11 protein-coding genes are annotated in these 12,575 nt (G+C 69.4%); 9 read left to right on the top strand and 2 right to left on the bottom strand.

All coding sequences use genetic code 11. The features are described 5' to 3' along the window. Window positions 1-8 precede the first annotated feature (8 nt). The gene (locus AXZ95_RS03275; protein WP_018189573.1) at window positions 9-482 is read left to right on the top strand and encodes an SRPBCC domain-containing protein; all 474 of its coding nucleotides are present in this window, start codon (window positions 9-11) and stop codon (window positions 480-482) included. Here the strand turns inward: AXZ95_RS03275 and AXZ95_RS03270 are convergent. Next, a complete protein-coding gene (locus AXZ95_RS03270) occupies window positions 479-1,975 on the bottom strand; it encodes a DHA2 family efflux MFS transporter permease subunit (RefSeq protein ID WP_231374326.1) in 1,497 nt (498 codons plus the stop codon). The two genes, AXZ95_RS03275 and AXZ95_RS03270, sit on opposite strands and share 4 nt — an antisense overlap. 78 nt (window positions 1,976-2,053) lie before the next feature. Between AXZ95_RS03270 and AXZ95_RS03265 the strand changes: the two genes are divergently transcribed. After that, on the top strand, window positions 2,054-2,722 hold the full coding sequence (locus AXZ95_RS03265) for a winged helix-turn-helix transcriptional regulator (RefSeq protein WP_018189571.1): 669 nt from the start codon (window positions 2,054-2,056) through the stop codon (window positions 2,720-2,722). Here the strand turns inward: AXZ95_RS03265 and AXZ95_RS03260 are convergent. Continuing rightward, window positions 2,719-3,942: an ice-binding family protein gene (locus AXZ95_RS03260; RefSeq protein ID WP_166645311.1), complete on the bottom strand. Its 1,224-nt coding sequence runs from the start codon at window positions 3,940-3,942 to the stop codon at window positions 2,719-2,721. The genes AXZ95_RS03265 and AXZ95_RS03260 overlap by 4 nt on opposite strands. 239 nt (window positions 3,943-4,181) lie before the next feature. Here AXZ95_RS03260 and AXZ95_RS03255 point away from each other — a divergent pair, with 239 nt between their 5' ends. The 7 genes from AXZ95_RS03255 to AXZ95_RS03225 all read left to right on the top strand — a co-directional run bounded on the left by AXZ95_RS03255 (window position 4,182) and on the right by AXZ95_RS03225 (window position 12,569). Next, window positions 4,182-5,441 carry an extracellular solute-binding protein gene (locus AXZ95_RS03255; RefSeq protein ID WP_018189570.1) on the top strand — a complete coding sequence of 420 codons (1,260 nt, stop codon included), beginning with the start codon at window positions 4,182-4,184 and terminating at the stop codon, window positions 5,439-5,441. 56 nt (window positions 5,442-5,497) lie between these two features. Then, window positions 5,498-6,448, top strand: a complete 951-nt coding sequence (locus AXZ95_RS03250) for a sugar ABC transporter permease (RefSeq protein ID WP_043742038.1) — start codon at window positions 5,498-5,500, stop codon at window positions 6,446-6,448. Then, a complete protein-coding gene (locus AXZ95_RS03245; protein WP_018189568.1) occupies window positions 6,445-7,329 on the top strand; it encodes a carbohydrate ABC transporter permease in 885 nt (294 codons plus the stop codon). Before AXZ95_RS03250 ends, AXZ95_RS03245 begins: the two co-directional genes overlap by 4 nt. After that, window positions 7,326-8,609: a family 1 glycosylhydrolase gene (locus tag AXZ95_RS03240; protein WP_018189567.1), complete on the top strand. Its 1,284-nt coding sequence runs from the start codon at window positions 7,326-7,328 to the stop codon at window positions 8,607-8,609. Before AXZ95_RS03245 ends, AXZ95_RS03240 begins: the two co-directional genes overlap by 4 nt. Window positions 8,610-8,692: 83 nt before the next feature. After that, the gene (locus AXZ95_RS03235; protein WP_231374325.1) at window positions 8,693-10,807 is read left to right on the top strand and encodes an RICIN domain-containing protein; all 2,115 of its coding nucleotides are present in this window, start codon (window positions 8,693-8,695) and stop codon (window positions 10,805-10,807) included. 115 nt (window positions 10,808-10,922) lie between these two features. After that, on the top strand, window positions 10,923-12,029 hold the full coding sequence (gene mraY, locus AXZ95_RS03230; protein WP_018189565.1) for a phospho-N-acetylmuramoyl-pentapeptide-transferase: 1,107 nt from the start codon (window positions 10,923-10,925) through the stop codon (window positions 12,027-12,029). Between the two features lie 21 nt (window positions 12,030-12,050). Beyond that, entirely contained in the window at window positions 12,051-12,569 is a 519-nt protein-coding gene (locus tag AXZ95_RS03225) for a hypothetical protein (RefSeq protein ID WP_018189564.1), read from the top strand. The last annotated feature ends 6 nt before the right edge of the window (window positions 12,570-12,575 follow it).

The following is a 12,575-nucleotide window of genomic DNA, read 5'->3' as shown; positions in this document are numbered from 1 at the left end:
ACGCAGCCATGACGATCGAACGCCGCCTCGCCCGCGCCGGATTCACCCTCACCCGCGACTACCCCGCCCCGCCCGAGCGCGTCTGGGACGCCTTCGCCGACGAGCAGCAGAAGCTCAGCTGGTGGGGAGCCGGCGACGCCATGGAGCCGCGCGAGTGGTCGTTCGACTTCCGCGTCGGGGGACGGGACGTCGCCGAGGGGAAGTTCCACCACGGCCCGGTCTCTCGGTACGAAGCGACCTACACCGACATCGTCGAGCACGTCCGCATCGTCACCACCTACGACATGTGGATCGACGGAGACCACATGTCGACGTCCGTCGCGTCGCTGGAGTTCGACCCGATCGAGCAGGGCACCCGCTTCACGCACGTGGAGCACGGCGTCTTCTTCGACCGGTTCTGGGCCGACGGCCCCGGACGCGAGAGCGGCACCCGGGGCCTGCTCGATGCCCTGGGCGCCTATCTCGAACGCTCGGCCGGTTAGGCCTCCGCGACCTCCAGCTCCGGCACCTCCGCGGCGCCCGCGGCGGGCTTCCGGACGAAGAGCGCCAGCACGACCACCCCGAGCGACAGGATGCCGCCAGCGAGGAACGCGAGGTGCGAACCGTGCGCGGCGGCGGCGGCCGTCGGCAGGTCCGGGTCGGCGCCTCCGGTCGAGGCGACGCCCGTCGCGTACAGGGCGACGAAGATGGCCGTTCCTGCGGCGCCCGCGACCTGCTGCAGAGTGGCGATGGTGGCGCTGCCGTGCGAGTACAGCCGCGGCGGGAGCGAGCCCAGCGACGAGCTGAACGCCGGCGTGAAGAGGAACGCCAGAGACAGCATCAGGACGATGTGCGCCCCGAGCAGCACGACCCACGACGACCCTTCGCCGAGACCGAGCGCCAGCGTCCAGAGGGCGACGGCGAGACCGATCGACCCGGGGATCACGAGCGGCCGCGGCCCGAACCGGTCGTACAGCCGGCCGACGGTCGGACCGGCCAGCCCCATCAGCAGGCCGCCGGGGAGCAGGATCGCGCCGACCCAGAGCGGCTCGAGACCCAGGGTGTAGCGGGCGAACTGCGGCAGCACGATGAAGGCGCCGAAGAGGGACACCATGGCGGCGGTCATCATCGAGACCGAGACCGCGAAGTCGCGGGAGAGGAACGTGCGCAGGTCGAGCAGCGCCGAGTCCGTGCGCTGCAGCACCAGCTGCCGCCACACGAAGAACGCCAGCGTGATCAGCCCGACCACGATGGGGATCCACGGCTGGACCGCCGCCGAGCCGACCGCCGCGGAGCCGATCTGGCTGAGGCCGAACACGAGGGCCGAGAAGGCGAGCGCCGAGAGGATCACCGACGGGGTGTCCAGGCGCACCTTCCGGGTCTCCGACACGTTCGGCACCCGGCGCACCCCGATGGCGAGCATGACGAGTCCGATCGGCAGCATCACCCAGAACAGCCCCTGCCATGGGAGCACCTGGATCAGCGCCCCGGACACGATCGGCCCGATCGCGGGAGCGACAGACATCACGATCGAGACGCGCCCCATGACCCGGCCGCGCTGCTCCTCCGCGACGATCGTCATCACCGTCGTCATCATGAGCGGCATCATGATCGCGGTGCCGACCGCCTGGACGACCCGGCCGATCACCAGGGTCTCGAACACCGGCGACAGGGCCGCGATGAGGGTTCCGATCACGAAGCTCGACATCGCGACGATGAAGACGGGCCGCGTGTTGAGCCGCTGCATCAGCCAGCCCGTCGCGGGGATGACCACGGCCATCGTCAGCGCGAACGCCGTCGTGAGCCACTGCCCCTGGGTGGCGTCGATGTGGAGGGACTCCTGGATGCGCGGGAGCGCGACACCCATCATCGTCTCGTTGAGGAAGACGACGAAGACGGCGGCGAGGAGCAGGGCGAGCGCGGTGCGGTTGCGTGCTGCGGTGGCGACCGGGGTCGGCTCGCTGGCGAGCTCTGCGCGGTCGATGGTGTCGGTCATGGCGTTCTCCTTCATCGGATGTACTTCAAAAAATAAAGCACACTGCAAATAATGAAGTCAAGTGCTACTGTGAGATTCATGACGAACCAGCACTACGGGCAGTTCTGCGGTCTCGCACGCGCAGCCGAGATCGTCGGGCAGCGATGGACCCTGCTGATCCTGCGCGATCTGAGCGTCGGCCCGCAGCGCTACTCCGACCTGGTCTCCGGCCTCCCCGGGATCCCCACGAACACCCTCGCCTCCCGGCTGAAAGAGCTCGAGGAGGAGGGCATCGTCGAGCGGATGGCTCCGTCAAGCGGTGAGCGGGCGGTCGTCTACCGGCTGACGCCGCGCGGCGAGGAGCTCGGCCCGGCGATGGACGCACTGTCGCGCTGGGGCGCCGGAGGGATGCGGACTCCGCGCGACGGCGAGATCGTGACGACCGCATCCATCGCCTCAGCGCTGAAGGTCGCCGCGGGCGAGGGAGTCGTGCCGAAGGAGTGGGACACGGCCTACACCGTCCGCGTCGGCGAGGTGGTGACGCACCTGATCATGCGCGACGGCGTCATCACCGTGGGCCCTGGCGCGGCCGAGGCACCGGACCTCGTCATCACCGCGGGCCCGCAGATCCGCGACCTCCTCGCGGGAGAGCTGGATGCGGACACCGCGATCGCGACCGGTGCGGTACAGCTGGAGGGCGACGCCTCGCTGTTCGCCCGCTTCGCCGACACGCTCCACGTGCCGTACAGCCCGAACGTGCCCGCCTAGAGCCGGCCGCGAGCCGAACGGGACACTCCGAGACGGCTCACCGCGAGCCCCAGGACGACCAGCGCGAGAGCCGCGACGAACGGCAGGACGGGGTCGCTCCCGCTGTCTGCGAGTGATGCGGTCGCGCCTTCCGAGCCGATTGCCGGCACCCCCTCCGTCCCGACGAGCACTGCCGCGGGCGCCGTCACGAAGGTGTACGTCGCCGATGCATCGGGGCCCTGTCCGTTGGAAGCGGTGATGGTCACGGTCGACGAACCCGGCGTGGTCGGCGTCCCGGAGATGACTCCGGTGGTGCCGTTCAGGGTGAGACCGGCCGGGAGAGCCCCGGCGCTCACGGTGAACGTGGGTGACGGCGTGCCGGAGGCGGTCACCGTGAACGCGTACGGTGTCCCGGCGACCGGGGCGGTCGGCGTTCCGGAGGTGATGGACGGGCTCGATGTCGTGACGGGTGTGCCCGGCGGCGGGCATCCCGTCGGGGCCGTCACGGTGTTCGTGTCGAGGGTGACCGCCGCGTTGCTCGCCAGCAGGCGGCCCACGATCGTCGCGCCGGTCGTCGCGGTGATGGACTGGTCGGCGAGCACGGTCCCGATGAACTGCGCGGCCGTGCCCAACGTCGCCGACGACCCGACCCTCCAGAAGACGTTGCAGGCGGTCGCGCCGCCGGTCATCGTGATGTGCGTCGCCGATCCGATGGTCAGCGTGCTGGCCGCCTGGAAGACCCACACCGATGACGCACTGCCGGCGAGGGTCAGTGCTCCATTGTCCGCGAGCGACAGCGCGCCGCCGGAGTAGACGCCCGGCGTCAGCGACAGCCCGTTGAGTTCGCCGATGCCGGAGGTCGTCGGCGTGAGGCTGCTGGCGGTGTTGAAGGCCGTCGTCACGTCGCTCTGCGCTTGAGCCGCGACGGCGTCGGTCTGATGCAGGGTTCCGGTGAACGTGCCGTCGGGAGCGCCCCCGAACCCGGTGATCGACGAGCCAGGAGACACGCCCACATCGCCGTCGACGACGGTCGGCCCGGTGTTCGTCACCTCACTCGCCCCGAGCACGCCGAAGGGCGCGGCAGTCCCGATGTCCACCGGCCCGCCGAGGGTGGTGTCCGCGTGCGCCGCGCCCGGGCCGAAGCACAGGGCGAGCAGCGTCAGAAGAGCTGCCGCCGTCGCGCCCACGCCGATGCGCGCGCCGAAAGAACGTGAAGAAGGAGTGGATGTCGAATCGGCCACGAAGGCCCCCGCCCGAGTGAGGGGTCCTGGCATACGACGAGATTCGTCTTCCACACCCCTTGGCGCGGAGTCTGGCACAGTTCCGGGCTCCGTGCCGGATCCGGCCGAACGGGGGGTAAGCGGTTTTCGGCTTGACGCCCGCTCCGCCGCCTGCCTATACTCCCATTTACAACGTTGATTACATCGTTGTAAACCCGATCCGATCGACGATGAGCGGTCGGTCCCATGAGAGGCATTCAATGAAGAAACTGCTCGCGACGCTGGCCGTCGCGGCCGGCGCTTCTCTCGCGCTGGCCGGCTGCTCCACCTCCCCCGGCTCCGGCGACTCCGGCCCCGTCACTCTCACCTTCTGGCACGGCTACACCGAAGCAGACGGCAAGGTGCTCGACGCGATCGTCGACGACTTCAACAAGTCGCAGGACAAGATCACGATCAAGACCACGACCAAGACCTGGGCCGTCATCGGCGACACATTGCTCCCCGCGCTCTCCGCCAAGAAGGGGCCGGACATCGTCGCGATGCCGGCCGAGACCCTCCCGGTGTACGCATCCAAGGGCGCCTTCGCCAAGCTCGACGACTTCTACGCGAGCAGCGCGACGAAGAGCGCGTCGCTACGGCCCGCAGCGGTCGAGATGGAGAAGGTCGACGACTCCTACTACGGCATCCCCACCGGCTTCGTGCCGCTCTCCGTCATCTACAACAAGTCGCTCTTCGAGAAGGCCGGGATCACCGAGTTCCCGAAGACGTGGGACGAATGGGTGGCCGACGCCAAGAAGCTCACCGTCGACGAGAACGGCGACGGCACCCCCGAGCAGTACGGCCTGGCACTCCCCGACCACGCGACCGTGGGCAACGGCGTCTGGGCGAGCCTGTTCTACGGCAACGGCGGGAAGATCGTCGACGGCTCGAAGTCGGTGCTCGACTCCTCCGAGAACGCCGAGACGCTGTCGTACTGGGCGAAGGCCGTCACCGCCGACAAGATCTCGCCGACGGGCCTCGACGGCGTCGCCTCCGACAAGCTCTTCTCCTCCGGCAAGGCCGCGATGGAGATCGGCGGACCGTGGATGGCGGGCGTCGCCACCGAGAACAAGATCGACTACGGCATCGCCGGCATCCCCGCCGGACCGAAGGGCGCCGCCGCCTCGGCGATCGGCATCTCGGCCGCGGTGACCGCGCAGGCCGACGCGGCGAAGAAGGCCGCGGCGGAGAAGTTCTTCGCGTACTTCTTCACCAAGGAGGTCGCCACGAAGTGGTCGCTCGGCTCGGCGTGGCCGCCGCTGCGCACCGACATCCCGTCCTCCGACGTGTCGTCGAACCCGGTTGTGGCGACGCTCACCGACCTGGTCGGGGATGCGCGTCCCCTGCTCCCCGGCGTCGCCAACAGCACGGATGTGCTCTCGGCGGTCGACGAAGCGACGCAGAAGGCCCTCGCCGGCGGCGACCCGGATGCGCTGCTGAAGTCGGCATCCACCCAGGTGCAGCAGGCACTCGGCAAGTGATCCACCCGGTGGACCGCCGCACCCCGGCGGTCCACCACCCTCTTCCGAAAGCGACCATGACCACACTCACTCGCTCCCGCACGGGCCGCAGGCCGTATCGCCCGCCCGCCCCGCTCGGCGGCCGGCCGCGTTCGGGCCGCCGCCGCGGACCGATGGCCCTGCTCTTCATGCTCCCCGCGACGGTCGTCCTGATCGCGTTCGTGGGATGGCCGATGCTGTCGGCCCTGCGCCTCTCGTTCACGAACGCGAGCGGCTTCGGCCTGGAGGAGTGGGTGGGCTTCGACAACTACGTGCAGGTCTTCACCGACCCGCGCGTGCTCGCCACCCTCGGCAACACCGCGCTCTACACGGTGCTCTTCACCCCGACGGCGCTGATCGCAGCGCTGCTGCTGGCGCTCCTCCTCGCCAACCGCCGCCTGCTCGGTCGCGGCTTCTTCCGCACGGCGCTGTTCCTCCCGTTCATCGTCTCTCTCGCCGTCGCCGCCTTCGCCTGGACGTACCTGCTCGACCCGCAGGTCGGCCTCCTCAACTACTGGCTGCGCAGCGTCGGCATCCAGCTCGGAAACGTGCTGCAGGATCCCGCGCTCGCCATGCCGACCGTCGTGCTCGTGGCCATCTGGAAGAGCTTCGGCTTCTACATGGTGATCTTCATCGCCGGTCTGCAGGAGATCCCCGAGTCGCTGTACGAGGCGGCGAAGATCGACGGCGCGGGAGCCTGGCGGCGCTTCATCAGCATCACCCTCCCCCAGCTCAGCAACACCCTCGCGTTCGTCGTCGTGTTCGCGATGATCGCCGCCCTCCAGGCCTTCGACCAGATCTACGTCATGACGGGCGGCGGTCCGTACCGTTCGACGCAGACCGTCGTCATGGAGATCTACCAGGAGGGCTTCAAGAAGCTCGACCTCGGGCTCGCGACAGCGCTCTCCTACGTGCTGCTGGCCGCGACCCTCCTCCTCAGCCTCATCCAGTTCCGCTTCTTCGGACGCCGTGAGAAGGACCTCGCATGACCGCCACCCTCGCCCCCGCTGCGCCGGCCCGGGCCGCAACCACGACCCGCCGCCGGCGCGTCGGCCGGACCGCAGAACGCTGGTTGCTCTTCGCCGCCGCCCTGGTGCTGACCGCCATCGTGCTGCTCCCCGTGATCGTGATCGTCCTCACGGCGTTCAAGCCGGCGTCCGAGATCAACGCCTATCCGCCGACACTGCTCCCCGGTACGTGGACGCTGGACAACTTCACCAAGATCTTCAGCGACCTCCCGTTCGGGCGGCTCTTCCTCAACAGCCTCGTCTTCGCAGGCGGAGTGACGGTCTTCGCCCTCGTCTTCGACTCGCTCGCGGCCTACGCCCTCGCCCGCATCGACTTCCGCGGCAGCAGGGTCGTGCTGATCGTGATCGTGGCCAGCCTGATGATCCCGTTCCAGGCGACCCTCATCCCCGTCTATCAGCTGGTGGCGCAGCTCGGCTGGGTCAACACGTTCGCCGGGCTGATCATCCCGCGGGCGGCCGACGCTTTCGGCATCTTCTTCCTGCGCCAGTTCTTCATCGCCCTCCCCCGCGACCTCGACAACGCCGCGCGGATCGACGGGGCCGGCGAGTTCCGCATCTTCCGCAGCATCGTGCTCCCGAACGCCGTCCCCGCCCTCCTCACGCTCGCCATCTTCACCTTCGTGAACAACTGGAACGACCTCCTCTGGCCGCTCGTCTTCACGACGTCGCCGGAGATGGGCACGATCACGTCGGGCCTCACCCTGCTGACCGGGCCGAGCGGCATCATCCCCTACGGCACGATGATGGCCGGATCGCTCATCGCGGTCCTGCCGCTCGCCGTCATGTTCCTGATCATGCAGCGCCGCTTCATCGAGAGCGTCGCGACCACGGGGCTCAAGTGACGGCCCCGCGCTGGTTCGAGGACGGCCGCCTGCACCTCGGACTCGGGATCGAGGACACCTTCGTGCCGCAGGAGCGGCCCGGCGAGCGCGCCATCGACGAGTACGAGCTCACCGAGCACTACGACCGGTACCGCGAGGACTTCGCCCTCGCGGCGGGCGTCGGCGCCGAGGTGCTGCGCTGGGGCGTTCCCTGGTACCGGATCGCGCCGGAGCCCGGCCGCTGGGACTGGGGCTGGACCGACCGGGCGGTGGATGCGCTGCTCGGCGCCGGCCTCCGGCCGATCATCGACCTGCTGCACTACGGCACCCCCACCTGGCTGGCCGACCAGTTCGCCTCGCCGGACTACCCGCAGCATGTCGCCGAGTTCGCGGACCGCTTCGGCGAGCGCTACGGCGACCGGGTCGTGGACTACACGCCGGTGAACGAGCCGGTCATCCACGCGCTGTTCTCCGGAGAGTACGGCTACTGGCCGCCCTACCGGACCGGCGCCGAGGGTTTCGCGACCATCGCCGCGAACCTGGCGCGCGGCTTCGTGCTCAGCCAGGAGGCTCTGGCCGCCCGCATCGGCGACCGTGCGACCTTCGTGCACGTCGATGCCGCCATCAGCTACGTCGGAGACGACATCGCACCGGAGCATCACGCGGAGGCCGAGCGGCTGCGCCACCAGGTGCACCTGGTCGAAGACCTCGTGACCGGCCGGGTCGACGATGCCCACCCGCTCCGCGACCGGCTCGCCCCGGCGGTCACGGACGCCGAGCTGGACTGGTTCGCCGCCCACGCCGTGCGCCCCGACATCATGGGCGTCAACTACTACCCGCGCCACTCCACCGAGCTGTTCGAGGCGGGCGTCCGGCACGGCGGCGGCTTCGCCGACCCGCGGCCGAGTGTCGACCGCGGAACGCAGGGCCTCCGCGAGGCGCTCGAGCGGTTCGCCTCGCGGTACGGCGCACCGGTGATGGTCACCGAGACGTGCGTGACGGGAACGATCGAGGAGCGCATCCACTGGCTGGATGAGTCGCTCGCCCTCGTGGAGAGCATGCGGTCCGAGGGTGCACCGGTGGTCGGGTACGTCTGGTGGCCGCTGTTCGACATGTACGAGTGGACGTGGCGGCACAGCGACCGCCCGCGTGCTGACCACCTGCTGACCATGGGGCTCCACGACCTGGTCGAGTCGCCCGCCGGGTTGCTGCGGCGGCCGAACCCGGTCGCCGACCGCTTCCGCGAGTACGCCGCCCGGCGCGCCCCTCTGCCTGCCGATGACGTCAGCCTGCTGACCTGACGTCCAGACGTGACGACGAGCCCGACGTCGTGACGGCCCGCCCGCGCCCGCGGACGGGTCACCAGTGAGAGAAGGAACCGACAATGTTTCCATCACGCACCACATCGGGCGCGTCGCCGCGGCGACGACTCCGGGCACTCGCCGTGGCCGGCGCCGTCGCCGGCGCCCTCGTCGCGGCGACACTGACCGCCGCGCCCGCCTCCGCCGTGACGACCGGCAACGGATCGCTCGTCTACTCCCCCGCCGCCGGCACGTCGTTCAACCCGGAGGGCGGCCGTGCGGCCGGCACCACGTACGCGAAGAACATCGTGCTCAAGAACAGCGGGGCGGCGAACGGCACCCAACTGGTCACCTACGACCAGCTCGTGCTCGTGAACGGCGTGCAGGTCTACCCGATCTACCGCAGTACCGACGACGGGACCAGCTGGACGCACGTCACGGACGTCGTGCCGAGCGCGACGTTCCCGACGCTGACCCGCACCTCCCAGCCGTTCCTGTTCGAGGTCTCGCAGGCGACGGGCGGGCTGGCCGCCGGCACCATCCTGCTCGCCGGGATGATCATGCCGGAGGACCGCTCGAGCAGCCGCCTGGTCGTCTACAAGAGCACGAACCAGGGCACGTCGTGGTCGTATCTGAGCACCATCGACACCGGCGGGCCCGCCGTCTACGACCCGAGCCCGACCTCTACGACCTCGACCGTGTGGGAGCCGTCGCTGGCCATCGACGGGCAGGGCGGCCTGGTCGCCTACTTCTCGGACGAGCGGCAGAAGGCGAGCGGCGTCCTGCAGGCGGTGTCGTATCGGCGGTCCACCGACGGCGGCGCGACCTGGGGTTCTGAGTCGAACGTGTCGGCCCCGAACAACCAGTCCGACCGGCCCGGCATGATCACGGTGACCAAGCTCCCCGACGGCCGCTACCTCGCCACGTTCGAGGTGGTCAACCGGCCGTCGCAGAGCAAGAACACCGCGCCGGTGTACTTCAAGACGTCGCCCGACGGCCTGAACTGGTCGCCGACGACCAGCATCGGCACGCCCATCACTCTCGCCAACGGCCGCGGCATCGGATCGTCGCCGTACGTGAAGTGGGTCCCGGGCGGCGGGCCGAAGGGCATGGTCGTCGTCGCATCCAAGTGGTCGCTGGATGCCACAGGCACCATCGACGGCGGTCAGAACTTCTACGTCAACTACAACCTCGGCGACGGGCCATGGGAGCGACTGCCGATGGCGGTCACGTACGACGGACCGGACGCCGAAGGCGGCACTTTCAGCGGCTTCGCCCAGAGCATCGACTACTCGGTGGACGGCCGCACCCTGTACCAGGCGACCAACGTCGAGAATCTCACGACCACCTACAACGACATCCGCGTCGGCTCCATCCCGCTGGACGCCCAGCAGTACGAGGCCGAGAAGGCCGCCCGCACATCGGACACCTCCCTCGTCACGGATCCGGATGCGTCGAACGGCAGCAAGGTCGGCAACATCAACAACACGACCAGCTCGGTGACCTTCACCGTGCGGGTCCCGTCGGCCGGCTCGTACACGATGAACGTCCGCTACGACAACGGAACGGGCGCGGCTTCCACGCACAACGTCAGCGTCAACGGCGGCACCGCATCCACCCTCAGCTACCCGGCGACGGTGAACTGGGGACGCTACGGCTGGGTGCAGAAGACGGTCACGCTGAACGCGGGCGCGAACACGATCGCCTTCACGAGGGGCACCTCGTTCGCCGAACTCGACGCCATCCAGCTTTACAAGCCGGGGACCGCCCTGGATCCGCAGTTCCGCGTCGTGAACCGCAACAGCGGCAAGTACCTGGAGATCGCGAGTGCGTCCCTGGCGGACGGCGCGGGAGCCGGGCAGTGGGGCGACACCGGCAACGCGTGCCAGGTGTGGAACGTGCACCCCGTGTCGAACGGCCTCCAGCTGTTCAACGTGAACAGCGGCAAGCTGCTCGAGATCCCGGGAGCTCAGACCGCAGACGGTGTGCGGGCGGCGCAATGGGGTCCGACCGGCAACGCCACCCAGGTGTGGTCGCCGAGCACCTCGGGCGGCTGGTGGACGCTGACGAACGCGAACAGCGGCAAACCGCTCGAGATCGCCGGGTCGTCGACGGCCGACGGCGCCTTCGCCCAGCAGCGCACCGCCGACGGCAGTGCGACGCAGCAGTGGCGGCTCGTGCGCGAGGGCATCCAGTAGTCCATCCGACCGGGGCGACGGCGATCGGGCCGCCGTCGCCCCTCCCGGCGCGTCGACTCTTCGAGTGCTCGGCGCGGATCACGTCCGGCGAGGCGCCGCCTGCCAGACTCGCTGCGTGGGGACCCTACTTACGGCGGGCGGTCTCGCCCTCGCCTTCTCGCTCTTCCTGACGCCGCTCTTCATCCGGTTGTTCCGACGGCTGGAGTGGGGGCAGTTCATCCGGGACGACGGACCCCAGTCGCATCACGTCAAGCGCGGGACCCCGACGATGGGCGGCATCGTCTTCATCCTCGCGACGCTCTTCGGGTTCTTCGTGTCCGCCCTCCTCAACGGCGGGGACGGCATCTCCCCGTCGTCGCTCCTGGTGCTGCTGATGTTCCTCGGCATGGCGGCGGTCGGGTTCGTCGACGACTTCCTGAAGGTGCACCACCAGCGCAGCCTCGGACTCGGTGGATGGGCGAAGATCGCGGGGCAGGCGATCGTCGCGACCGCGTTCGCCGTGCTCGCACTCCAGTTCCCCACCGCCGACGGCACGACGCCGGCATCCATGGCCGTCTCGGCGATCCGCGACATCCCCGCACTCGACTTCGCCCGGATCGCCACCGTGGTGCCCGTGGTCGGCTTCGTCCTCTACCTGGTCTGGATCAACCTCCTGGCGTCGGCGACCACCAACGGCGTGAACCTCGCGGACGGTCTGGACGGACTGGCGACGGGCGCATCGGTCCTCGCGATCGGCTCGTACACGCTGATCGGCTTCTGGCAGTTCAACCAGTCCTGCTTCAACCCCAACATCAACCCGGCGAACGTGGCCAAGTGCTATCCGACGAGCGACCCGCTGTCTCTGGCCATCGTCGCCGCGGCGATCTGCGGCGCTCTGGTCGGGTTCCTCTGGTGGAACACCAGTCCCGCCAAGATCATCATGGGAGACACCGGCGCGCTCGGTCTCGGCGGAGCGCTATGCGCCCTCGCGATCCTCACCCACACCGAACTGCTCCTGATCCTCATCGGCGGCCTCTTCGTCATCGAGGCGGGCTCGGTCATCGTCCAGCGCGCGTACTTCAAGGCGACCCACGGCAGGCGTCTCTTCCCGATGACGCCGATCCACCACAGCTTCGAGCTGAAGGGATGGCCCGAGGTCACGATCGTTGTGCGGTTCTGGATCATCGCGGGCGTGCTGATCGCCGTCGGCGTCGGGTCGTTCTACTTCGAGTGGCTCGCCTAGCGCGTGCTGTTGACTGATCCCATGCGCGAGCAGGCACTCTTCCTCAACGGCACGGTCGGTGTCGGCAAGAGCACGACGGCGGATGCGGTCAGCGCGCTCCTGATCGAGCGCGGCGTCCCGCACGCGATCATCGATCTGGACGCACTCCGCGCGGGCTGGCCGGCCCCGGAGGGCGACCCGTTCAACTCCGCGCTGGAGCTCGCGAACCTCCGCCCGGTCGCCGCCAACCATCGTGCCGCGGGCGCTCAGGTCCTCATCCTCCCCGGCGTCATCGAGGACGCCGCAGAGTTGCCCCGCTATCGCGACGCACTCGGCGGACTCCCTCTCAGGGTCGTCCGCCTCACGGTCGACCCGGTGATCGGCGAGGCCCGGCTGCGCGCACGGCACCGCGACGACGACGCGACGGCCGCCTGGCACCTGCACCGCTTCGGAGAGTTGGATGCGGTGCTCGACGCGGCGCGCATCCCCGGTCCGGTGGTGGACACGAGCCGGCTCACGCCCCGCGAGGCGGCGGCGCGGGTGCTCGACGGCGCGCTCTGAAGTGGG

The organism is Leifsonia sp. 115AMFTsu3.1 (genome assembly GCF_004362795.1).
In the GTDB taxonomy this organism is placed as follows: domain Bacteria; phylum Actinomycetota; class Actinomycetes; order Actinomycetales; family Microbacteriaceae; genus Leifsonia.
Note: the sequence above shows the minus strand (reverse complement) of the source record. Positions and strands in the feature narration are given on the sequence as shown.

Coding starts and splice junctions, on each gene's coding strand:
- AXZ95_RS03225 (WP_018189564.1), top strand. CDS start 12,051: ATGCGCGAGCAGGCACTCTTCCTCAACGGCACGGTCGGTGTCGGCAAG.
- AXZ95_RS03235 (WP_231374325.1), top strand. CDS start 8,693: ATGTTTCCATCACGCACCACATCGGGCGCGTCGCCGCGGCGACGACTC.
- AXZ95_RS03250 (WP_043742038.1), top strand. CDS start 5,498: ATGACCACACTCACTCGCTCCCGCACGGGCCGCAGGCCGTATCGCCCG.
- AXZ95_RS03275 (WP_018189573.1), top strand. CDS start 9: ATGACGATCGAACGCCGCCTCGCCCGCGCCGGATTCACCCTCACCCGC.
- AXZ95_RS03255 (WP_018189570.1), top strand. CDS start 4,182: ATGAAGAAACTGCTCGCGACGCTGGCCGTCGCGGCCGGCGCTTCTCTC.
- AXZ95_RS03265 (WP_018189571.1), top strand. CDS start 2,054: ATGACGAACCAGCACTACGGGCAGTTCTGCGGTCTCGCACGCGCAGCC.
- AXZ95_RS03270 (WP_231374326.1), bottom strand. CDS start 1,975: ATGACCGACACCATCGACCGCGCAGAGCTCGCCAGCGAGCCGACCCCG.
- AXZ95_RS03245 (WP_018189568.1), top strand. CDS start 6,445: ATGACCGCCACCCTCGCCCCCGCTGCGCCGGCCCGGGCCGCAACCACG.